The 21291-nt window shown below is 56.9% G+C and carries 22 protein-coding genes and 1 tRNA gene; 18 read left to right on the top strand and 5 right to left on the bottom strand.

All coding sequences use genetic code 11. The features are described 5' to 3' along the window. The first annotated feature begins 95 nt into the window (after window positions 1-95). Window positions 96-425 (top strand): hypothetical protein, encoded by a 330-nt coding sequence (locus BLW66_RS18055; RefSeq protein WP_244508540.1) that lies wholly within the window; start codon window positions 96-98, stop codon window positions 423-425. Window positions 426-589: 164 nt separating this feature from the next. Here BLW66_RS18055 and BLW66_RS04040 read toward each other — a convergent pair whose 3' ends face one another. The 4 genes from BLW66_RS04040 to BLW66_RS04055 form a co-directional block, all read right to left on the bottom strand. After that, the gene (locus BLW66_RS04040) at window positions 590-1075 is read right to left on the bottom strand and encodes a restriction endonuclease subunit S (protein WP_089945251.1); all 486 of its coding nucleotides are present in this window, start codon (window positions 1073-1075) and stop codon (window positions 590-592) included. Between the two features lies 1 nt (window position 1076). Next, on the bottom strand, window positions 1077-2945 hold the full coding sequence (locus BLW66_RS04045; protein ID WP_170833386.1) for an HsdM family class I SAM-dependent methyltransferase: 1869 nt from the start codon (window positions 2943-2945) through the stop codon (window positions 1077-1079). Window positions 2946-3134: 189 nt separating this feature from the next. Next, on the bottom strand, window positions 3135-4421 hold the full coding sequence (locus tag BLW66_RS04050) for a tyrosine-type recombinase/integrase (RefSeq protein WP_089945255.1): 1287 nt from the start codon (window positions 4419-4421) through the stop codon (window positions 3135-3137). 125 nt (window positions 4422-4546) lie between these two features. Further along, window positions 4547-4636, bottom strand: a tRNA-Ser gene (locus BLW66_RS04055). Between the two features lie 181 nt (window positions 4637-4817). Here BLW66_RS04055 and BLW66_RS04060 point away from each other — a divergent pair. Further along, window positions 4818-5639: a DUF2059 domain-containing protein gene (locus BLW66_RS04060; RefSeq protein ID WP_089945257.1), complete on the top strand. Its 822-nt coding sequence runs from the start codon at window positions 4818-4820 to the stop codon at window positions 5637-5639. Here BLW66_RS04060 and BLW66_RS04065 read toward each other — a convergent pair. After that, window positions 5636-6028, bottom strand: a complete 393-nt coding sequence (locus tag BLW66_RS04065; RefSeq protein WP_139254522.1) for a hypothetical protein — start codon at window positions 6026-6028, stop codon at window positions 5636-5638. The genes BLW66_RS04060 and BLW66_RS04065 overlap by 4 nt on opposite strands. A 141-nt stretch (window positions 6029-6169) precedes the next feature. Between BLW66_RS04065 and BLW66_RS04070 the strand changes: the two genes are divergently transcribed. The 16 genes from BLW66_RS04070 to BLW66_RS04145 all read left to right on the top strand — a co-directional run bounded on the left by BLW66_RS04070 (window position 6170) and on the right by BLW66_RS04145 (window position 21054). Next, on the top strand, window positions 6170-6847 hold the full coding sequence (locus BLW66_RS04070; RefSeq protein WP_089945261.1) for a 50S ribosomal protein L21: 678 nt from the start codon (window positions 6170-6172) through the stop codon (window positions 6845-6847). Between the two features lie 11 nt (window positions 6848-6858). After that, the gene (gene rpmA, locus BLW66_RS04075; RefSeq protein WP_073141622.1) at window positions 6859-7128 is read left to right on the top strand and encodes a 50S ribosomal protein L27; all 270 of its coding nucleotides are present in this window, start codon (window positions 6859-6861) and stop codon (window positions 7126-7128) included. A gap of 80 nt (window positions 7129-7208) precedes the next feature. Then, a complete protein-coding gene (locus tag BLW66_RS04080) occupies window positions 7209-7808 on the top strand; it encodes a LysE family translocator (protein ID WP_089945263.1) in 600 nt (199 codons plus the stop codon). Continuing rightward, the gene (locus tag BLW66_RS04085; protein ID WP_089945265.1) at window positions 7808-8344 is read left to right on the top strand and encodes a GNAT family N-acetyltransferase; all 537 of its coding nucleotides are present in this window, start codon (window positions 7808-7810) and stop codon (window positions 8342-8344) included. The genes BLW66_RS04080 and BLW66_RS04085 overlap by 1 nt, the downstream gene beginning before the upstream one ends. A gap of 56 nt (window positions 8345-8400) precedes the next feature. Continuing rightward, on the top strand, window positions 8401-9438 hold the full coding sequence (gene obgE / locus BLW66_RS04090; protein ID WP_089945267.1) for a GTPase ObgE: 1038 nt from the start codon (window positions 8401-8403) through the stop codon (window positions 9436-9438). Further along, window positions 9426-10544, top strand: coding sequence for a glutamate 5-kinase (proB, locus tag BLW66_RS04095; RefSeq protein WP_089945269.1), 1119 nt, complete (start codon window positions 9426-9428; stop codon window positions 10542-10544). Before obgE ends, proB begins: the two co-directional genes overlap by 13 nt. A 34-nt stretch (window positions 10545-10578) precedes the next feature. After that, window positions 10579-11844: a glutamate-5-semialdehyde dehydrogenase gene (locus tag BLW66_RS04100; protein WP_089945271.1), complete on the top strand. Its 1266-nt coding sequence runs from the start codon at window positions 10579-10581 to the stop codon at window positions 11842-11844. 44 nt (window positions 11845-11888) lie between these two features. After that, a complete protein-coding gene (locus tag BLW66_RS04105) occupies window positions 11889-12914 on the top strand; it encodes an ATP-binding protein (protein WP_089945272.1) in 1026 nt (341 codons plus the stop codon). A gap of 141 nt (window positions 12915-13055) precedes the next feature. Further along, window positions 13056-14039 (top strand): PstS family phosphate ABC transporter substrate-binding protein, encoded by a 984-nt coding sequence (locus BLW66_RS04110; protein WP_089945274.1) that lies wholly within the window; start codon window positions 13056-13058, stop codon window positions 14037-14039. Between the two features lie 97 nt (window positions 14040-14136). Next, window positions 14137-15513 carry a phosphate ABC transporter permease subunit PstC gene (pstC, locus tag BLW66_RS04115; protein ID WP_089945276.1) on the top strand — a complete coding sequence of 459 codons (1377 nt, stop codon included), beginning with the start codon at window positions 14137-14139 and terminating at the stop codon, window positions 15511-15513. Window positions 15514-15525: 12 nt separating this feature from the next. Then, window positions 15526-17304: a phosphate ABC transporter permease PstA gene (gene pstA, locus BLW66_RS04120; protein WP_089945277.1), complete on the top strand. Its 1779-nt coding sequence runs from the start codon at window positions 15526-15528 to the stop codon at window positions 17302-17304. A 42-nt stretch (window positions 17305-17346) separates the two neighbouring features. Continuing rightward, entirely contained in the window at window positions 17347-18111 is a 765-nt protein-coding gene (gene pstB, locus BLW66_RS04125; RefSeq protein ID WP_244508541.1) for a phosphate ABC transporter ATP-binding protein PstB, read from the top strand. A gap of 14 nt (window positions 18112-18125) precedes the next feature. Further along, on the top strand, window positions 18126-18842 hold the full coding sequence (gene phoU, locus BLW66_RS04130; RefSeq protein WP_089945676.1) for a phosphate signaling complex protein PhoU: 717 nt from the start codon (window positions 18126-18128) through the stop codon (window positions 18840-18842). Between the two features lies 1 nt (window position 18843). Further along, window positions 18844-19530 (top strand): phosphate regulon transcriptional regulator PhoB, encoded by a 687-nt coding sequence (phoB, locus tag BLW66_RS04135; protein WP_089945282.1) that lies wholly within the window; start codon window positions 18844-18846, stop codon window positions 19528-19530. Between the two features lie 319 nt (window positions 19531-19849). Beyond that, a complete protein-coding gene (gene aroQ, locus BLW66_RS04140; RefSeq protein WP_089945284.1) occupies window positions 19850-20299 on the top strand; it encodes a type II 3-dehydroquinate dehydratase in 450 nt (149 codons plus the stop codon). Next, window positions 20296-21054: a LuxR family transcriptional regulator gene (locus BLW66_RS04145; RefSeq protein ID WP_089945286.1), complete on the top strand. Its 759-nt coding sequence runs from the start codon at window positions 20296-20298 to the stop codon at window positions 21052-21054. The genes aroQ and BLW66_RS04145 overlap by 4 nt, the downstream gene beginning before the upstream one ends. Window positions 21055-21291 lie beyond the last annotated feature (237 nt).

Consider the following 21291-nt stretch of genomic DNA (forward strand, 5'->3'; position numbering starts at 1 on the left):
CAAACCGGAGTGGGAGCGAATAGACGCTGGGCGAACCCGCGCAGAAGCTAACCGCCTTATCCGGGAAATAAACACACTCAGAGAGGAGAGCAAAGATGACCCACACAATCGACTGGGAAGCTCAGATCGAGGAAATCCGGCAGAAAGCGGCAGCCGCTGCCCGCCATTCAGAAAGGACAGTTGGGGGGCTGTCCCAGGCTCTTATGGAGACCGCGGCCCAGTCGAAAACGCTTGCCAGAATCAACATGGAGCAGCAGCAGACCAACAGCCGCCTTGGAACGCTGGAACGCGCTCTGAAATCAAATACAGCTCGCTTGGAAGCTCAACCAAGCAAGGAGACAAGAGACCTTCCCACACGTCTTCTAACTGGCCTGACCGGCCTCCTGTTAGGCGGCCTCATATCAGGCGTTTATTTCTGGAACTAATCTTCCTGCGAGACACGCTTAGGGTGCGGCTTGCGAATCTTAGCAGTCACCGCACCGCTTCGCTACAGCACCAAACAAAACAGCATTCGCCCCAAAACCTGACGCAAGAAAAAGCCAAAACTCGGGTTCGAAAAAAAGCGAGACATATTGAAACTCGCTGAAGCTTATACCTCAGAAAGAGCGGCTTCTTTGGACTTCAGAAGCGCCAGCATCATTTCATTATTGCTTTCGATTTCGCCGCTTAGATCGATTGATGTCTCGCTGTGAGTGGGTGATAAGTCAAGATTTTCCAACCTCCTTTTGCTCGCTTTCCGTCCATACGAGAACCGCCATTTGTGCAGGACGTTAAACAATGCGGCGTAATAAACCAGTTCTGTATGGGTCAGCTCATCAAGCGCGGAAAGGATTGTACAGGAATCGCCACCATTTCCTTTTGGCAAAAACGATTTGGCGTGCACAGTTGCGTGACCAAGACCGGAAATGCAGATTGCAGGCCCTGAAAATACTTTATCATCATCGAATGGCTCAACGTAATCTACGATCCCGTTGTTCAGCTCAGTATTGGTGACAAACGGGACCATACCACTTGTGTAGTCGTCTACGCTTTTCGAACGGGCGACTGCTACCTTAAAAATATCACTGATTTTCATTCTATTTCTCCTGCGCTTCCTGAAAAGATCTCCGCATTTCCTGAAACACGAGTTCCGAATAAATCGCGCCCATTTCCGCCCTAATCTGATCGTCACCTAACTCTGGATGATCTAAGTAAAACTGAGGCACGATCTCCAAATGATCATCGTTCAAGTCAATGACCTTCTCCTGAAGAATCCCAGGTGTCTCGACAACCATACCACTCCCAGAGAGAAACGACTTTATTTGGGGGGTTAGCTCATCGAGTTGCGACGCTCTACCATGAGGCAGTCGCCGTTTTTTAAGCTTGAGGAAGCCATCATCACTTATCCGGGAAAAAAGAGTCTTTTGCGTAGTCGAGTGAGGCTGCCCCTTTTTTATCACAACAATCAATGGCTCAACCGACGCCTGCGGGTAGAAAAGGTCATTAGGAAATGAAATCACTGCCATCACGGTGTTTCGTTCTAAGAGCCGTTTTCTCCATGCGAGCTCTTTACCTCCAGAGTACATAACAGAAACTGGAAGAACCGCGAGAAGCAAGCCTTCGTCCACCATCTGGTTCAATGCATGGTCAACAAAAGTATATTCTTGCTCGTCATCCCGTTTCAATGCGAATGGTGGGTTCATCAGGGTTTTCGAAACCGAAAGACGGTCAGCAGTTTCTTTGGTGTACTCGGCGCTAACCTCACCATTCCTTATTTTTCTTGTTAAATGCAGAGATAAGCAATCATCATTGATAATATTGCTTTTCCCGTCACCCCGGAAGACCATATTGACGATTGCAAGCGATGCCACGTTTGCTTGTTGCTCGACACCAAATATCCGGTGCTTTTTGAACATCTCCACATCGCCCGGATATTCTTGGCGAATTTTATCATATGCAGCGACAAGAAATCCTCCGGTTCCGCAGGCGGGATCGTACACAAGGTCATCGGAGTTTATGTCCAGAATCTCAACTGAAAATTCAGTTATGTGACGAGGAGTCAGGACAATGCCAATGTCCTTTGCGCCATTGCCATATTTGAGAAAAACTTCATAAAACTTCCCCAGAAGATCGTGGCTGCCGTCCATGGCCGCCTTGATATTTATTTTTCTCAGCAGAAAGAAAACCTTCACGACCGCCGCTTTGTACTTTGCCTTAGCTGCATCTTCGTGAGGCAATCTAAGCTCAATATACTCAGCAAACTCTCTCTTTGAATGGTTTATCAAAACGTCTTCTGCTCTATTATTGATATCCTTAATAAATACATCTGGCGATGCATTGAAGTTTGGCAGTGTATCGGAGACCATAGCCAATAGAACTGAAGACATTACTGTGGCGCGCAGATCTTTGTTGATAGATGCTTTGTGAAGCTCCTCGTTGATTTGTTCGGCAATGCTTAACAGCACAACCTCATCAGTTACCAAAGTGTTGAGGACGTTAGTTTGGTTATCGGCCAAATGAGTCGCCTGTGAGGGCGAGAGAAAGCCGGTTATTGGCTTTCCGTTATACTCAATGACTTTGACAGAGCCGTCAGGGAGGATCGCACCGGTTTTGACGATATATCCTTGCTCATCCGAACCAGCCACGCCAGTGGCTATTGAGGCGCGAATGAGCTTCGTTTTTGCGTTAATATCTCTGGCATACTGTACGGCTTCATTATAAGCGGCATCAATCTTATCGAGGCTACCTTTCGCTTCGATTACCCAGTAGGCGTCTTCCCGAACTTTGACGACATACTCGGGTTTCTGCTTTCCGAGGCCAGCAGCGAGTTCAGGGTGATCCAAACACTCCTGTTGCGAATAAAGTTGGCCAGCGGCATCTCTGTTCGGGTTTCTTACATTCCAACCAAAAGCCTTCAAATCATTCTTAATAAAAACGTACGATGAAAATTCAGAAGTTCTGGGCATAACTATCCTGCTCGGGTAAAACATTGTTTTTGATCACTTATCACTATTCTTTGGTGATGCGGCAAGTGCCAATGAAACATGGTTGAGGAGAAAGTTTCAAGCGCGTTAGGCGCCCCCCTCAGCTCCATCTTCAGGCTGATAGCGGCCCAGACCATAAGCCTCGCTGCGCATCCGTCTCGCCGAGGGGCACTAATCGAGACTTGCGAACATCTGGATCGTACGCCGACCCACCTCTGCTGCGCGGGTCTCAGGGTCTGCATAAAGCTCAAACTCACCCATAGCCCACATCCCCCACTGCTCAAGCAACTTATGACGCTCGTGAAGCAGCTTGGCTCGGTTGTAGGCTTGGACTGTCTTCGAGCCAACAGCATGGGAGAGGACCATCTCCGCAACGTCATCGGGAGCAGCCGTATCTTCTCGCGCCCACGTTCTAAATGCCGCCCGCATCCCATGAACAGTAACCCCCGGCACGTAGGTTTGAAGCAGCTTCCGCATCGTATTGTCGGAGATTGGTTTCTTTGGATTGCTCGGCGATGAGAAGACAAGTGGGCTGCCATTGGTACGATGTATCTGCGCCGTGAGAAGCACTTCGCGTGCATGCATAGAGATCGGAACAATGAACTCGCTGCGTGTCTTCATCATTTCAGCAGGGATAGTCCATTCGGTGAGACCTGCGTCAAACTGATCCCAACGCGCGTGCCGCACCGATCCAGAGCGCAAAGCCGTAAGAATAGTGAACCGCAGCGCCAGTGCACCGACCACATTTTGCCGCGAAAGCCTTTTCATCAACTCTGGAAGATCGTGATAGTCCATTGCAGAGAAATGCTTTGCCTTTTGCCCTTGTGGTCTCATCGTACCCAGCATTCCTGCCGCTGGATTACCAGTAGTCCGATAGCCACGGCCACATGCAAAATCGAAGACTACTGATATGCGTTGAAGCACGCGGCTGGCCGTTGGTGCCTTCGTCGTCCAAATGGGGTCAATGACCGCTTCGATATCATCCTGATTTATCTCCGAAACTGCCAAATCACCCAGAATCGGAAAAGCGTAGGTTTCAAGTGTCCGAATCCATTGCGCGATGTGCTTACCATTGTTCTTTCTGTCCTTGAACTTCCGCTCGTGAACGAGGCAGGCAATCTCTTTGAAAGTTATGACTTTACCTTCATCTTCGCGCGTCCGCACTTTCGGATTTCCTCCACTTCGAGCAATCCGACGTAGGTCGAGGGCCTTTTCTCGCGCTTCTGCTAACGTCACCAGATTTGCTGATCCAAGGCCAATATCGCGGCGGCGTCCGCGAACAACCGTCCGAAGCATCCAACGACGCGCCCCGGATAAATCAACCTTCAAATAAAGACCTCCGCCGTCCGCGTGTCTTCCAGGACCAGCTTTTCGCACGAATGCGGCGTTAAGCTTCTTTTCAACGTGCGGACCTGACTTCACACGCCGCTTTGACTCAGGAAATGACGAACCGTTCATATCTCAACCCTCATTTTGTCCCACATTCTTTGCGGGAGGTTTGGGGCCAGATGTTGATGCAAGTTTGTCAATAACCAGTAAATGTGGGGCTTTATTGTGCCCACCCCCTGCGCACCGGGGATATCTGGCGGAGAGACAGGGATTCGAACCCTGGGAACCCTCTCGAGCTCAACGGTTTTCGAAACCGTCCCGTTCGACCACTCCGGCACCTCTCCGCAGAGGCTGATTTGTGATCAGGTGCGCGGGGTTTAGCGGGCCTGTTCGCCCGCCGCAAGCCCATCTGTGCCGATTTCCGCGCAAGCGGGGGCGTCTCGCAATAAATTCATAGCGGCGGCCATTGTCGCGCGGGCGTTTGGGGCATATCTTGCGGGTAAATTCCGTTTAAAAGGATATGTGATGCGTCTTCTGACAGCTAGTTTTACCGCGTTGATGATTTCGGCCTCGGCAGTCGCAGCGCAGAGCGCGTCGCTTGTGGATCGCTATTTCACCGCCTTGGATATGGAGACCGTGTTCAAGGTGCTGCAAGACGAAGGCGTGGCGGCGGGGCGCGACATGTCCAGCCCCGACAGCGTGTCCCCATCGCCTGCATGGACGGCACGGCTAGAGTCGATCTACGACCCCGAGAAGGCCAAGTTAGCGTTTATCGACGGCATGAAGGCCGTGAAAGGCATTGAGGAGACGGAGGAGGCGCTGGCCTTCTTCGAGACAGACCTCGGCGCACGGATCGTGCAGATCGAGATCGAGGCGCGCGAGGCGCTGAACTCCGAAGCTGGGGAGGCGGAGGCCGCCGCCAAGGTCGACGCACTGCGTAAGGACGATCCGGCGCTCTACTTAATGTACCAGCATTTCATCGAGGTGAACGGGCTGGTTGAAAGCAATGTCGCGGGGGCGCTGAACTCCAATCTGGCATTCTACCGCGGGATGGCGACGAACGAGAGCTACGCAGAAGGGTTGAGCGAAAGCTTCATGCTGTCCTCCGTTTGGGAGCAAGAGCCGGAAATCCGCGAGGAGATGGAGGAGTGGACGATCAACTTCTCCACCGTGGCCTACAGCGCGCTCACCAAGGCGGAGCTGCAAAGCTACATCGATATATCCGAAACCGAGGCAGGGCAGCGTCTGAACGCGGTGCTATTCGCGGGGTTCGACAAGATGTTCGAGCAACAAAGCTATGAGTTGGGCCGCGCGACAGCCCAGTTCATGATTGGCGAAGACACCTAAATCCCGTGCACCATGAGGCTGACGGTTAGTGCTTCTACATCTGCGGATAAGGCGGGGTCCGCTGCCAGCATCTGCGTCAGGGCAGGGCGGCGTTGCGTGGGCACGCGGGCGAGGTCGTAGGCTTTTGATAAGACGTCCCCGCCGCCAGTGCGTATGTTTTGGGTAAGTGCAGAAAAGTTGCGCGCGACATAGCTTTTGACAGTGGCACGACGCGCGTTGTAAGTGGCGTTTGATACCGCGTTACCCACGGCATGTGCTGGCAATAGCACCGGATTTGGCAGGTGCGACGGCGCGTTTGGGCTGCACCCAGCCAGCGCCAATGCAATTAAGCTGATTACCGCGACGATATTCGGGCGGAGCCGGTTGACAGGGGCGTGCAATTCCAACATAAGCCCGCATCTGCGCATGATGCGTGGATTTATGCAATGACGTCCCGATCCGGGGGCGCGCTGTCCGAGGTGGCCCGAACGGGCCCATGAACGCCGCAAAATGCGGGGCCACAGGACGCGGATAACAAAAGGGTATGCGATATGTTCGCGGTTCTAAAAACCGGCGGCAAGCAGTATAAAGTCGCCTCGGGCGATGTTCTGCGTGTCGAGAAACTGGATGCCGCCGCTGGCGACACAATCCAATTCAACGAAATTTTGATGGTTGGCGGCACTGTAGGTGCTCCGTTGGTTGAAGACGCAGGCGTTCAAGCCGAAGTCATCGACCAGATCAAAGGCGTAAAAACGATCAACTTCGTTAAGCGTCGTCGTAAGCACTCGTCCAAGCGGACCAAGGGCCACCGTCAACAACTGACGCTGCTGCGCATCACCGACATCCTTGAAAAGGGTGCAGGTAAGTCCGGCGTTAAAGCTGCCATCAATGGCGCTGGCGTTTCGGTTGCTGCTTTGGACACTGCGACACCTGCCAAGAAAAAAGCTGCCGCCAAGCCAGCTGCAAAAGCTGAAAAAGCCGCTGCACCAAAGAAAGCCGCGCCTAAGAAGGCTGCTGCGAAAACTGACGGCGCTGACGATCTGTCGCGCATCAGTGGTGTTGGTCCGGTTATCGTCGGCAAGCTTCACGATCTTGGCGTGACAACATTTGCCCAGATCGCAGCATGGACCCCAGAGGACATTGCTGATATGGACGAGAAACTGAATTTCAAAGGCCGCATCGACCGGGATAACTGGCTCGAGCAGGCTGCAGAACTCGCTAAAGGCTAAGGAGACACACAATGGCACATAAAAAAGCAGGTGGTTCGTCCCGGAACGGTCGCGACTCAGCAGGTCGCCGTCTTGGCGTGAAAAAATATGGCGGCGAGCTCGTCATTCCTGGCAACATCATCGTTCGTCAACGCGGCACTGTTAAGTGGCCTGGCGAAGGCGTCGGCATGGGGAAAGATCACACGATCTTCGCCAAAGTCGAAGGCAACGTGAAGTTCCACAAAGGCCTGAAAGGCCGCACCTTTGTCTCGATCGTCCCGATGGCGGAGGCTGCCGAGTAACCGAGACCCACAAGGTTAAAAATTTGAGGGATCGGTTGAAAAACCGGTCCCTTTTTCTGTTTGCATAGTTAGGGCTGACCATGAGCGTCGCCGCTGCATCATTTGCCATCTTTGCCGCCTCACAGGTCGGCACACCAGGGCCGGCCAACATGGCCCTGCTGGCAACCGGTGCGCGGTATGGCCTGCGACGCGCTATGCCATTTGTGTTTGGCGTGGCACTCGGCAAGCAGTTGATCATTTGGCCCGTAGGTTTTGGCTTGATGCAACTGGCAGATAGCGCGCCGTGGCTTTTCGAGGCGCTAAAGTGGGCGTCGGCGCTATATATTATCTGGTTGGCGTGGCGCGTGGCAAACCTGCGTTTGAACACGAACACCGAGGCGAAGGCGCCCGGATTTGCGGCGGGGCTGATTGTGCACCCGTTGAACCCGAAAGCCTGGGCCATGGTCACGGCGAGTTTCACCGCATTTACCACCGCCGACACACCAAGTCTTGAAGCAACCGTTACAATTGCCCTGATATTACTGGGCCTCCAATTGGTGCTTCATCCGATTTGGACATACGGCGGGGAGCGCATTGCGCGCAGCGTGGCGGGGCGCCCCGCCGAGAAATATTTGATGTGGACCTTGGCGGCTTTAACCGTCGCAAGCGTCCTTTTTGTACTATTTGCGGGAGGCAAATAATGAGTTTTGAGGATAAATACACACAGCCGGTGATTGAGGCCGACGGATTTGTTCTGCGTCCATTGACCAAGGCCGACGCGGGGCAGTTGAGCCTTTATGCGGGCGATGAGCGGATTGCCAAGGCAACATCGTCGATCCCGCACCCGTTGCCCCCCGGTTGTACCGAGGGCTTTATTGAGCGCTCGCTTGCGGACGACCGCGCCGAAGATGCGTGGGTGATCGACCCCTCCGACGACGGCTCACAGGTTCTGGGCGTGATCGGGCTGACCCGCATGGATCGTGAGCAGTCAGAGATCGGCTATTGGGTTGCGCCGCAGCTGTGGAACAATGGTTTGGCATCGAAAGCGGTTGAGGCTTTGGTCGCGGCGAACCCGCAAGCCTGCCGGACGCTGTTCGGTTCGGTCTTTCAAGACAACCCCGCCTCGGCGCGGGTTTTGACGAACGCGGGGTTCGAATACATCGGCGACGCCGAAACCTTCTCGGTTGCGCGTGACGCGTCGGTGCCCACGTGGACCTATATTAAGAAGCTGGATTGAGCGCAGCGGCCACCTGCGGTATGGCTGCGCCAACCCGCTAGAAAAGGCGAAAGACTATGAAATTTCTCGACCTCACAAAGGTATATGTTCGCTCTGGTGGCGGCGGGGGCGGTAGCATCAGCTTTCGTCGTGAGAAGTACATCGAATACGGTGGCCCGGATGGTGGTGACGGTGGCCGTGGCGGTGACGTCATCGCCGAAGGTGTTGAAGGGCTGAACACGCTCATCGACTTCCGCTACCAGCAGCACTTCTTTGCGAAGTCCGGCCAAGGCGGCATGGGCCAGCAACGTACCGGTAAAAGCGGCGAGGACGTGATTTTGCGCGTGCCCGTCGGGACAGAAATCCTCGACGAGGATGAAGACACCGTGATCGCGGATGTCACCGAAGTGGGCCAGCGCATCGTCTTGGCGCAAGGTGGCAACGGTGGCTGGGGCAACCTGCACTTTAAATCGGCGACCAACCAAGCCCCACGTCGCGCCAACCCCGGCCAGCCGGGGGTAGAACGGACGCTGTGGCTGCGCCTGAAACTGATCGCGGACTCCGGCCTCTTAGGGCTGCCCAACGCGGGTAAATCGACGTTCCTCGCCGCGACATCCAACGCCCGACCGAAGATCGCGGATTACCCGTTCACCACGTTGCACCCGAACTTGGGCGTCGTTGGCGTTGATAACGCGGAATTCGTGATGGCTGATATTCCGGGCCTGATCGCGGGTGCCTCCGAAGGCAAGGGCATCGGAGACCGCTTTTTGGGCCACGTGGAGCGTTGCTCGGTGCTGTTGCATCTGGTCGACGGCAGCTCTGACACCGTGGCCGAGGATTACCAGACTATTATCACTGAGCTTGAAGCCTACGGCGGCGAATTGGCGGACAAGCCACGGGTGACGGCGCTGAACAAGATTGACGCCCTCGATGATGAGGAGCGCGCGGAGAAAAAGGCAGAACTGGAAGCTGCGTGCGGTGGTCCGGTGATGATGATGTCCGGTGTCTCTGGCGAGGGGCTGACAGAGGTGCTGCGCGCGGTGCGTGCCGAGATTCAGGAGGATCGTCTGCGCATCGCCAAAGCCAGCGAGGAGCCTGAGCAATGGCGCCCGTAACGACAGCATTGCCAGACGCCAAGCGCGTCGTCATCAAGATCGGCTCCGCCTTGCTGGTGGACCGAAACACCGGCGCGTTGCGGCAGGAATGGTTGCACGGCCTTGCGCAAGACGTACTGCGCCTGAAACGGCGGGGGCAGGACGTGGTGCTGGTCTCGTCGGGCTCCATCGCTTTGGGGCGCACGGTGCTAGGTCTTGGGGCAGGGGCGTTGCCGCTGGAGCAATCACAAGCCGCCGCCGCGGTCGGTCAAATCCGTCTGGCCCGCGCCTACGAGGACGCGCTTGCGCCGCATGAAGTAACAACCGCGCAGGTCTTGGTCACCTTGGAAGACAGCCGTGACCGCCGCCGATACTTGAATTCACGCGCCACGCTTGGCCAACTGCTGCGCATGGGTGTTGTGCCGATCGTGAATGAGAACGACACTGTCGCGACAGATGAAATCCGTTATGGCGACAACGACCGGTTGGCGGCGCAAGTCGCGGTGACCGTGGGCGCCGATTTGGTGGTCTTGCTGTCCGACGTTGACGGGCTCTACACGGCCAACCCCGCCGAAGATCCGACCGCCACACGTTTGGACGTCATCCGCGACGTGACCCCAGAGATTGAGGCGATGGCCGGTGATGCCGGATCGGGCCTGTCCAAAGGGGGCATGAAAACCAAGGTCATGGCGGCGAAGACCGCAATGGCAGGCGGCGCGGCGCTGGTGATCACCGAAGGCTCCGTCATGGGGCCGTTGGCGGCGCTGGAGGCAGGCGCGAACGCCAGCTGGTTCGTGCCGCAAACAGACCCGCAACTGGCCCGCAAACGCTGGATTTCTGCGATGAAGCCGCAAGGCGCGTTGATGCTGGATGCGGGCGCGGTTGCGGCGCTTGGGCGGGGGAAATCACTTCTGCCCGCTGGCGTCACTGAGGTGACAGGCGAGTTTGAACGCGGCGACCCTGTGTCACTCCTCCGCCCAGAGGGGACGACCATAGGCGTCGGCTTGTCGCGCTACACCGCCGAAGAGGCCGTGCTTTTGGCGGGCCGCCAGTCAAGCGAGATCGAAGCCGTACTTGGGTATCCGGGGCGCGCCGCCCTTGTTCACCGCGATGATATGGTGCTCTAACCCCACGCGAAACTTCCATAGAAAGCCTGATCCTATGACCGACGTTGAGAATATTCCTGCAGTCATGGCCGATATCGGTAAGAACGCTCGCGCCGCTGCTGCGGAGCTGTCTTATGCGAGTGCGGAGCGCAAACACGCCGCCCTGATTTCAGCGGCGGAAGCGGTCTGGGAAAATCGCGACAAAATCATCGCAGCCAACAAGTTGGACATGGAGTTTGGCCGCGCCAAAGGGCTGTCACCCGCGATGATGGACCGCTTGATGTTGGACGAGGACCGTATCCGCGCCATGCAAGACGGGCTGCGCGCGGTGGCGGAGCAGGACGATCCCGTCGGCGAGACGATTACCGAATGGGACATGGCGTCCGGTCTGCACATCAAACGCGTGCGCACGCCGCTTGGCGTGATCGGCGTCATCTATGAAAGCCGCCCTAATGTAACGGCGGACGCAGGCGCGTTGTGCTTGAAAGCCGGTAACGCAGTGATCTTGCGCGGCGGGTCGGAAAGCTTCCATTCCTCGGGCGCAATCCATGACTGTTTGGCCCAAGGGCTGCGCGACGCGGGTCTGCCTGAGGCGGCGATCCAGCTGGTGCCCACCCGCGACCGCGCAGCGGTGACCGAAATGCTGACGATGACCGACCACATCGACGTGATCGTGCCGCGTGGCGGCAAAGGCTTGGTGGGCTTGGTGCAACGCGAAGCCCGCGTGCCGGTCTTTGCGCATCTGGAAGGCATCGTTCACATCTATATCGACAAGGACGCGGACCCCGTGAAAACGCTGAACGTGGTGATGAACGCCAAGACCCGCCGCACGGGGATTTGCGGCGCGGCAGAATGTCTGCTGATCCACGAAGACGTCGTGGACACCATCGGCCAAGGTGTTATCCGTGCGCTGCTCGACAAAGGTGTCACGGTGGACGCGGACATGAAGCTGGCCCAGATTGAAGGCACATCGCCTGCGCGGCCAGACCACTGGGGGCATGAGTTCTTGGACATGGAAATCGCCGCGAAAACCGTGAGCAGTGTGGAGGACGCGATGGCGCACATCCGCGAATATGGCTCCAACCACACCGATTGTATTATGACCGAAAATCAGGCGACGGCGGATCTGTTTCTGTCCCGCCTAGATAGCGCGATCCTGATGCACAACGCCTCCACGCAGTTTGCGGACGGTGGGGAGTTCGGCATGGGCGCAGAGATCGGTATCGCCACAGGCAAGATGCACGCACGCGGCCCTGTGGGGGCGGAACAGCTGACGTCCTTCAAGTATATCGTAACTGGCGACGGCACCGTTCGCAGCTAGGTAACCCATCACACGTTGGACGGACAACACGGACGAGGGCCACAATGACTGTAGAAACGCTCATGGAGGGCATTCCACTACCGCTCATGGTGGTGGATCAAAGCCGGATGGTGACGCTGACGAACTCCGCCATGGCGGAGGTGTTCGGCCGTGAAACATCGGGCGCTAATGTTGTCTCCCTGCTGCGCCAAGCGCCGGTGCTGGCGGCAATTGACGGCTGTTTAGACCGCAAAACGGCAGGATCGGCGCGGTTCATTATGTCGGGGCAGTCGGGCGAGAATGTTTATCTGATATCCGCCAGCCCACTGCCTGATGACACGGCGGTTCTGTGTTTTGAGGACCAATCGCGCCAAGAAGAAAGCGAAATGATGCGCCGCGACTTTGTGGCCAACATCAGCCACGAACTGCGCACGCCGCTGACCAGCTTGATGGGCTTCATCGAGACATTGCGCGGACCTGCGCGCGGTGATGTGGATGCGCATGACAGATTTCTAACCATTATGGAGCAGGAAGCGCAGCGGATGAACCGCATGGTCAGTGACTTGCTGTCGCTCAGCCGTGTGGAGGTCGACGAGCGTATCCGCCCCCGCGACAGGATTGATCTGGCAAGCGTCCTGCGCTCCGTCATTGCTACGCTGGAGGGGAAGCTGTCGGACGCGGACATCACCGTGGCGGCCGCCGATCTGGAGCAGGAGTTTTCGATCCTCGGGGATCGCGACCAACTGACCCAGCTGTTTTTGAACCTGATTGAGAACGCGATCAAATACGGGGGGGCAGGTAAAACCATCCACGTGGGCATCCAACGGCTGAGCCGTGACCAGCCGCTGCGCCAGCCTGCCATTCAGGTGGAGATTCGGGATGAGGGGGAGGGAATCGATGAGATGCATTTGCCCCGCCTGACAGAGCGTTTCTACCGCGTTGACGACCACAGAAGCCGTGATCAGGGCGGGACTGGCCTGGGATTGGCAATTGTGAAGCACATTGTGAACCGGCACCGTGGGCGGTTGGAAATCAAGTCAGATCAAGGGGTTGGTAGCCGCTTTTCGGTATTTTTTCCGGCTGGGCCGTAATTAGTTTACGCAATGGCTGTCGGTTGTCATGAAACCGTTACGAAAGGTTCACAAAAGGTCAGCACGGCGTCTCTAGATCGTCGGTCATTCGCTGCCGCCACGAGGGTGGGAGCGCGCACATGACACCAAAGGAGTGACCCTATGTCGTTCGTCAAAACCGTGGCTTCCGCCGCAATCCTCGCTGCCGCAGCTACATCTGCTGCTGATGCCCGCGACCAGATCCGCATCGTTGGCTCTTCCACCGTTTTCCCATTTTCGACCGCAGTTGCTGAGCAGTTCGGCCGCTCCACAGATTTCCAAACTCCAGTTGTTGAATCCACTGGCTCCGGCGGCGGCATGAAGCTGTTCTGCGCAGGCGTCGGCACAGAGCACCCAGACATCACCAACGCATCGCGCCGCATGAAAGCAAAAGAATTCAAGCTGTGCGCAGACAACGGCGTGACCGAAGTCACTGAAGCTGTTGTTGGTTTCGACGGTATCGTCATCGCAAACGCCAAGGGCGGCCCAGAATTCAGTGTCTCCCGCGAGCAGTTGGTTATGGCATTGGCCAAGCAAGACAGCATGCCAGCCATGTGGTCCGACGTTGACCCATCGCTGCCTGCCATCAAGATCGAGGTTCTTGGACCACCACCATCGTCCGGCACACGTGACGCGTTTGAAGAGCTGGTCATGGAAGAAGGCTGCGAAGGCGCAGGCATCCCATGTGACGACATCGAAATCCGCGAAGACGGCGCATACATCGAAGCAGGCGAAAACGACAACCTGATCGTGTCCAAGCTGGAAGCGAACCCGAACGCGGTTGGCGTCTTCGGCTTCTCGTTCCTCGACCAAAACTCCGACAAGCTGCAAGGCGCTGTTGTGGACGGTGTTGAGCCGACATTCGACAACATCGCCGGTGGCGAATACCCTGTGTCGCGTTCCTTGTACTTCTACATCAAGAACGCGCATGTTGGTGTGATCCCGGGCCTGCAAGAATTCGCGAACGAATTCATGTCCGAGGGCGCAGCTGGCGAAGAGGGTTACCTGGTCGACAAAGGCCTGATCCCACTGCCGGAAGACGAGTTCAAAACCATCTCTGGTAACGTTGGCGCGTTGACCAAGATGACTGGCAACGAATGGAACTAAGCCCACTGGCTTAGATCAACCTAAACGGGCAGGGGCGGCACATGGGTGTGGCCCCTGCCATACCACGCAAGACCACTAGATTTCCTTCGGGGGGCGGATGCTGACAGTTACTTTCTTCGCGATCCTGGCGCTTGCGCTGGCGTTCTACCTCGTTGGCCGCAGCCGCGCCGTGTCCGTTGTTGGGGGCGAGGTGCACCAGCTGCACTCCCGCCCGAACTTCCACGGCACGCTGGCGATGATGCTATCCGCAATCTGCGGAATTTTGGCGCTGCTGGTGATCGGCACCGCATGGGGCGCCTACATCGAGCGCAGCCTGCTAGCCGACATTATGGCGGCACAACCTGACCTGACCCCGATTGAAGCCGAGCTGGTGTTGTCGGACGCCCATGCGCTTGCCAGCGGCGGCATTGCCTCGCGCAGCGACGCGCTGCGTATCGCTATGGCGGAGCAGGTAACAAGCAAAGGCGCGCTTCATCAGTGGGGCACCATCGCGGTGTCACTGGGCCTGACCGTTCTCGCGGGGCTTTGGGCGATCGCAAAGATTGCCCCTGAATGGCGCGCGCGCAACCGCTCCGAGACCATCGTGCGCCGCGTGCTGATGCTGACGGCCATTATCGCAGTGCTGACCACGGTTGGCATTGTGATGTCGTTGATTTTCGAGACGATCAACTTCTTCGACAACATTGACTGGCAAATTCATAAGTTCCTGTTCGGCACGACGTGGTCACCTTTGTCCGGCGTGCAGGCGGGCAAGCTTGACCCCGACAAGGTGGGCGCGATCCCGCTGTTTGCTGGGACGTTGATGATCACCGTGATTGCCATGCTGGTGGCGGTTCCAATCGGATTGTTGTCCGCTATCTACCTGTCGGATTTTGCCAGCGCCCGTGTGCGTGCATGGGCCAAGCCGATGCTGGAGCTTTTGGCGGGTATCCCCACGGTTGTTTACGGCTTCTTCGCTGCGATCACGCTGGCACCATTCATAAGGAACTCTGGTGAGGCGATCGGCTTGACCATCGCATCGGAGAGCGCGCTGGCGGCAGGTATCGTCATGGGGATCATGATTATCCCGTTCATCTCTTCTTTGTCGGACGATGTAATCAACGCGGTGCCACAATCCCTACGCGACGGCTCTTATGGATTGGGGGCCACCAAGGGGGAAACCATCCGGCAGGTTGTGCTGCCTGCCGCGTTGCCCGGCATCGTGTCGGCAGTGCTGCTGGGCGTGTCGCGCGCTGTGGGCGAAACGATGATCGTGGTGATGGCCGCGGGGCAGGGTGCAAATCTGACTGCGAACCCGCTGGAAGCCGTCACGACCGTGACTGTGCAAATCGTTATGCTGATCACCGGCGACACTGAGGCATCCACCGCCGCAGGCCCCGCCTTCACGCTTGGATTTACGCTGTTCTGCGTAACCTTGCTTATGAACATCGCGGCGCAACGTGTCGTGCACAAATACCGCGAACTTTACGATTAAGGGCCTTGGCAAATGGTTGATATGACAACACTTAGCGTGCGCCACTCCGGCGAGGCCTCGGCCAAGCGCATCCGTAAGCGGCGTGCCGCTGAGACACGGCTGAAAGCCTATGGCATCTTCGCACTGGCCTTTGCGGGCGCGGCGCTGATCGCACTTTTGGGCTCTGTCTTCACCAAGGCGGGTGGTGCGTTGACGGAGACCTACCTGACGTTGCCGGTGACGCTGGAAGCGTCCGAGATTGATCCTGATGGCACCAAAGACGCGAGCATCATCCGGCGTGCTGACTTCTCTGGGCTGACCAAGGACATGTTGAAGGCACAGTTCCCGAATGCCAAGGGGCGCACTGTCCGCCGTGAGCTCTACGACCTTACATCCTCCGGCGCGGCGTTTGAGTTGGCTGATGAGGTGGCCGCCGATCCGTCGCTGATTGGCCAAACCATCGACTATGAATTCCTCGCGTCGGATGTGACGGACCTCTACCTGAAAGGCGCCTTCGGGGATCTGGTTTCGCAAGCGGTGAAGGGCAACCTGACGCTGACAGAGCAGGACGGCAGCTATCTGGTGTCCTCAACCTCGGATGACTTTTCCAAAGCGCTGGAGCGCGTCAAAGAAGGCCTGACCGTCAACGCTGACCGTCTGCGCGGCTTGGCGAAACTGCAAGACAACGGCGTGGTGGAATTTACCCGCCGCGCGGAGGTCGCGGAGTCCACAGAGGAGCGTGAAAAGAACACCGCACTGGCAGAAGCGCGCGCAGCTGCACGCGACAAACTGCTGGCAGATGCGGACGCCTTGGACCTGCGCGCGGTGGCTGCGGGCGGTGACGAGGTGCTGAATGAAGACAACCGTTCGGTGCTGATCAACGTTGCAGGCGGTTGGCTGAAGATGACGCAGATCACCCCAAGCGGCGGGATCGCCGAGGCTATCGTGCCGATGGAGCGTCCGGTGTCGGCCTCAAATACTTGGGGGCTGTTCACCACGGACCTGCCGGAATCCTCGCGCAAAGTGTCTGACAACCAGATCATCTGGATTGAGCAGCTGCAGGCGCAGGGCAGAGTGGACGTCGTGTTCAACACCCGCTTCTTTACCGCAGGCGACAGCCGCGAGCCGGAACTGGCGGGCATCTGGGGCGCGGTTGTCGGGTCGTTCTGGACAATGGTCGTGACCTTCCTGCTGGCCTTCCCCACGGGTGTGATGGCCGCGATCTATCTTGAGGAATTCGCACCCAAGAACAAGCTGACCGACTTCGTTGAGGTGAACATCAACAACCTCGCGGCTGTGCCGTCGATCGTGTTCGGTCTGCTCGGGCTGTCGGTTTTTCTGGGGGTGTTCGGCGTGCCGCGCTCCGCACCACTGGCGGGTGGGATCGTGTTGGCGCTTATGACGCTGCCGACGATTATTATCGCCTCCCGCGCCGCCATCCGTGCCGTGCCACCATCTATCCGTGACGCCGCCGTGGGCTTGGGCGCAAGCCCGATCCAAGCCGCGTTGCACCACGTCTTGCCATTGGCCATGCCAGGCATTTTGACGGGGACAATTATCGGCATGGCGCAAGCCTTGGGTGAAACAGCGCCGCTGATCATGATCGGCATGGTGGCTTTTATCGTGGATATCCCCGGCTCTTTCACTGACAGCGCATCGGTGCTTCCGGTGCAGGTGTTCCGCTGGTCCGACTTCCCCGAGCGTGCGTTCGAGGCGCGGACTTCCGCGGCGATCTGCGTGCTTCTCCTGTTCCTTGTCGTGATGAATGCGATTGCCGTGTTCATGCGCAAACGATTTGAAAGACGGTGGTAAACCATGCTCGATACGACACAGACATTTCAGACGGAGCGGACCATGTCCAAAAATATCAAGATTAGCGCCAAGAACGTGGACGTCTTCTACGGCGACACCCACGCAATCAAAGGCGTTGACGTCGAAATCGAGGACAAGTCCGTCACCGCATTCATCGGGCCGTCAGGCTGCGGCAAGTCCACGTTTTTGCGTTGCATTAACCGGATGAACGACACCATCGACATCTGCCGCGTTACGGGTGACATTTTGCTGGAAGGCGAAGACATCTACGCCAAGTCCATCGATCCCGTGCAACTGCGTGCGCGGGTGGGCATGGTGTTCCAAAAACCGAACCCCTTCCCAAAGTCGATCTACGACAATGTGGCCTACGGCCCCACGATCCACGGCTTGGCGAAGAACAAGGCAGAACTTGATGAAATTGTTGAGCAATCTTTGCGCCGCGCCGCCATTTGGGATGAGGTGAAAGATCGCCTTCACCAGCCTGGCACGGGCCTGTCGGGTGGCCAGCAGCAGCGGCTATGTATCGGGCGCGCCATCGCCACCGCGCCGGAAGTTTTGTTGATGGACGAGCCTTGCTCCGCACTTGACCCGATTGCCACGGCGCAGGTTGAGGAGCTGATCGACGAACTCCGCGCCAGCTACACCGTTGTTATCGTGACGCACTCCATGCAGCAGGCCGCGCGGGTCAGCCAGAAAACTGCCTTTTTCCACTTGGGCAACGTTGTGGAATACGGCGATACGGATAAAATTTTCACCAACCCCGAAGATAGCCGCACTGAAAGCTATATCACCGGACGGATCGGGTAGGGAGCAGGACTATGATGGACCAAGGACATATTGCATCCGCATTTGACCGTGATCTAGACGCTGTCCAAGCGTTGATCATGAAAATGGGCGGTTTGGTTGAAACTGCAATCTCCGACGCCGCGCGGGCGTTGGAGATGCGCGATACCGAACTGGGCGAACAAGTGCGCCAGAACGACAAGTTGATCGACGAGCTGGAAGAGCAAGTCGCCTCGGAAGTTGCACGGGTGATTGCGATGCGTTCGCCTGCGGCGGGTGACCTGCGCACGGTGCTCTCCGTGCTGAAGATCTCGGGCAATCTGGAGCGCATGGGCGATTATGCCAAAAACTTGGGGAAACGAACGGCTGTTCTGTCCGAAATGCCAGCGATTACCGGCACAGGCGGCGCGTTGCGCCGGATGACGCAGCTTGTGAACCTGATGCTGAAAGATGCACTCGATGCCTATATCCAGCGCGACCTGGAGCTGGCAATCAATGTACGCCAGCGCGACGCGGACGTTGATCAGATGTATAATGCGCTGTTTCGCGAATTCCTGACGCATATGATGGAAGATCCGCGCAACATTACGGCGTGCATGCACCTGCATTTCATCGCCAAGAACGTCGAACGGATGGGCGATCACGTGACGTCGATCTGCGAGCAGGTCATCTATCTTGTGACCGGCGAGATGCCGGATGAGGACCGCACAAAAACGGACAGAACATCCACCGACAGCACTCTCGGAAAGGTTTAATATGACGTCGCAACCTGTTGTTCTAATTGTTGAAGATGATCCTGCGCAACGGGAAGTTCTTGCCTATAACGTGCGTGCGGAAGGCTACTTGGTCGAAACCGCCGAGAATGGCGACGAGGCGCTGCTACGCATACAGGAACACGCGCCGGATGTGATCGTGCTGGACTGGATGCTGCCAAATGTCTCCGGCATCGAAATATGCCGCCAAATCAAAGCCAAGCCTGAGACGCGGCGGATACCGGTCATCATGCTATCGGCACGTTCCGAGGAAGATGACCGCGTGCGCGGGCTGGAGATCGGTGCAGATGATTATGTTGTGAAGCCGTATTCTGTTGCGGAGCTTTTGGCACGTCTGCGTACGCAGCTTCGCCGCTCACGTCCGTCTGCGGTTGGTCAACGTCTCGAATATGAGGACGTGGTGATGGACGTTGAGGAGCACCGCGTGTTTCGCGGTGATACTGCGCTGAAGCTTGGGCCGACAGAATTCAGGCTTCTGGCCACATTCATGGAACGCCCAGGGCGCGTGTGGTCGCGCGAGCAGTTGTTGGACCGCGTCTGGGGCCGCGACATCTACGTCGACACGCGCACGGTGGACGTACATGTCGGGCGTCTGCGTAAGGTTTTATGCTCAACAGGCGGCGACGATCCGGTGCGCACGGTGCGCGGCGCCGGATATGCGTTAGGCTAACGGTTTAAATTACTCATATATAGCTGAGGGTTATTGCAGGGCTTTATCATATATTATTGCACTGCACCCACTATTTATTTACATAATACTGATTATAGGTAAAGCGTGTGTGTCTCACTCAACGCTGAGTGTTCCGAAATTCTCGCCCCAGCTGCGACCGACGGCTAACGCCTTTTCTTGTGTAAGTTTTCAGGTCTGCGTTAATTTTATTGCGCCAAACCGCGCCTTTTCGTAGCGAATGTCCATATGCCGAGCGTAAACTGCTCGACAGTATCTGCGCGAGGACGTAGGTATTTAAGGATACTGCGAGGAGCCGTCGATGACTTCTATTCTTGTCCTCAATGGGCCAAATCTGAATCTACTGGGCACACGGCAGCCGGATGTTTATGGCTCCGTCACACTGCCGGACGTGGAGGAAATGTGCGAAACGCACGGCAAGTCCTTGGGAATGAAGATTTCCTGCCTGCAGTCGAACCATGAAGGCGTGCTGATCGACGCGATACATGCGGCCAAAGGATCGCATGCCGGTATCGTGCTGAACGCTGGTGCTTTTACCCATACATCTGTGGCACTTATGGACGCTATCGCATCTGTGGAGTTGCCCGTCGTCGAGGTGCATTTGTCCAACATCCATGCGCGGGAAGCGTTCCGCCACAAGTCCTTCATCGCCCCTGTCGCGTTGGGCCAAATCGCAGGGTTCGGCGCAACGGGTTATCTTTTGGCGCTGGACGCGCTGTCGGCGCATTTGGGGCGTGGGCGCGGAGCATGATACAAGAGCACCTTGGAGATATCATCGCGAGCAATTCGCTGGAGGACGTCTGGTCCCTGCACACCGCCAAAATGGCGGAGTTCGGGTTTGACCGCTTGGTCTACGGCTACACACGTTTTCGGACTGGATCGACTTTAGGCGACCTGCAAGACGCGCTGATCCTCACCAACCACGAGCCCGCCTATGTGGAGCACTTTGTGGGCGACGGCGGCTATTATCAAGGCCCGATGGTCGCATGGGCCGCAGAGAACGTGGGCGCGTGTAGCTGGTCCCTGATGCGGGATTTGGCGATGTCGGGCAAGCTGTCCCCTGGCGAGATGGAAGTTGTCGCGCTGAACCAAAGGCTTGGCGTTACTGCGGGTTACACGATTAGTTTTCACGATGTCTCGATGCGGGCTAAGGGTGCAACGGGCCTCACCGCGCGTCGTGGGCTGTCGCAAGACGACGTGGACGAGATCTGGGCCAAGCATGGCGCAGATATTGAACTGGCCAACAAGGTTATGCACCTCAAGGTCACGCAGCTGCCGCATACTACCGGCCAGCGTCGTCCGCTCACCGCACGCCAGCGCGAGGTGCTGGAATGGGTGGCAGACGGCAAGACGATCCAAGACACTGCGACGATCATGGGATTGAACCCCGCTACGATCGAAAAGCACCTGCGTTTGGCCCGAGAAACCTTGGATGTGGACACCACTGCGCAGGCTATTTTGAAGGCCTCCAGCCAGAACCAGTTCTTCCTGATTGAGAGCGAATAGGCACCCTGCCCTGACGTCCGTTTTCAGTGAAGTTTTGTGTTGATTTTTCGCCCTGAAAAATCTGGCACTAAGAGTTAGGTTTCCGTTTTGAATCAAGCTTCTACGCGCCACTCCTAATGTTGGCGTCGAGTGGAGGTAAGGAAAGCCATACTTTGAAATTTTGCACTGCAGCGTAATAGTTTTAACCATGTCTCATGAGTGACGGCTTCGGCCGTGAGACTATGTTAAGGGTGCACC

The organism is Litoreibacter albidus, assembly GCF_900107015.1.
In the GTDB taxonomy this organism is placed as follows: domain Bacteria; phylum Pseudomonadota; class Alphaproteobacteria; order Rhodobacterales; family Rhodobacteraceae; genus Litoreibacter; species Litoreibacter albidus.

Coding starts and splice junctions, on each gene's coding strand:
- BLW66_RS18055 (WP_244508540.1), top strand. CDS start 96: ATGACCCACACAATCGACTGGGAAGCTCAGATCGAGGAAATCCGGCAG.
- BLW66_RS04040 (WP_089945251.1), bottom strand. CDS start 1,075: ATGAAAATCAGTGATATTTTTAAGGTAGCAGTCGCCCGTTCGAAAAGC.
- BLW66_RS04045 (WP_170833386.1), bottom strand. CDS start 2,945: ATGCCCAGAACTTCTGAATTTTCATCGTACGTTTTTATTAAGAATGAT.
- BLW66_RS04050 (WP_089945255.1), bottom strand. CDS start 4,421: ATGAACGGTTCGTCATTTCCTGAGTCAAAGCGGCGTGTGAAGTCAGGT.
- BLW66_RS04060 (WP_089945257.1), top strand. CDS start 4,818: ATGCGTCTTCTGACAGCTAGTTTTACCGCGTTGATGATTTCGGCCTCG.
- BLW66_RS04065 (WP_139254522.1), bottom strand. CDS start 6,028: ATGTTGGAATTGCACGCCCCTGTCAACCGGCTCCGCCCGAATATCGTC.
- BLW66_RS04070 (WP_089945261.1), top strand. CDS start 6,170: ATGTTCGCGGTTCTAAAAACCGGCGGCAAGCAGTATAAAGTCGCCTCG.
- rpmA (WP_073141622.1), top strand. CDS start 6,859: ATGGCACATAAAAAAGCAGGTGGTTCGTCCCGGAACGGTCGCGACTCA.
- BLW66_RS04080 (WP_089945263.1), top strand. CDS start 7,209: ATGAGCGTCGCCGCTGCATCATTTGCCATCTTTGCCGCCTCACAGGTC.
- BLW66_RS04085 (WP_089945265.1), top strand. CDS start 7,808: ATGAGTTTTGAGGATAAATACACACAGCCGGTGATTGAGGCCGACGGA.
- obgE (WP_089945267.1), top strand. CDS start 8,401: ATGAAATTTCTCGACCTCACAAAGGTATATGTTCGCTCTGGTGGCGGC.
- proB (WP_089945269.1), top strand. CDS start 9,426: ATGGCGCCCGTAACGACAGCATTGCCAGACGCCAAGCGCGTCGTCATC.
- BLW66_RS04100 (WP_089945271.1), top strand. CDS start 10,579: ATGACCGACGTTGAGAATATTCCTGCAGTCATGGCCGATATCGGTAAG.
- BLW66_RS04105 (WP_089945272.1), top strand. CDS start 11,889: ATGACTGTAGAAACGCTCATGGAGGGCATTCCACTACCGCTCATGGTG.
- BLW66_RS04110 (WP_089945274.1), top strand. CDS start 13,056: ATGTCGTTCGTCAAAACCGTGGCTTCCGCCGCAATCCTCGCTGCCGCA.
- pstC (WP_089945276.1), top strand. CDS start 14,137: ATGCTGACAGTTACTTTCTTCGCGATCCTGGCGCTTGCGCTGGCGTTC.
- pstA (WP_089945277.1), top strand. CDS start 15,526: ATGGTTGATATGACAACACTTAGCGTGCGCCACTCCGGCGAGGCCTCG.
- pstB (WP_244508541.1), top strand. CDS start 17,347: ATGTCCAAAAATATCAAGATTAGCGCCAAGAACGTGGACGTCTTCTAC.
- phoU (WP_089945676.1), top strand. CDS start 18,126: ATGGACCAAGGACATATTGCATCCGCATTTGACCGTGATCTAGACGCT.
- phoB (WP_089945282.1), top strand. CDS start 18,844: ATGACGTCGCAACCTGTTGTTCTAATTGTTGAAGATGATCCTGCGCAA.
- aroQ (WP_089945284.1), top strand. CDS start 19,850: ATGACTTCTATTCTTGTCCTCAATGGGCCAAATCTGAATCTACTGGGC.
- BLW66_RS04145 (WP_089945286.1), top strand. CDS start 20,296: ATGATACAAGAGCACCTTGGAGATATCATCGCGAGCAATTCGCTGGAG.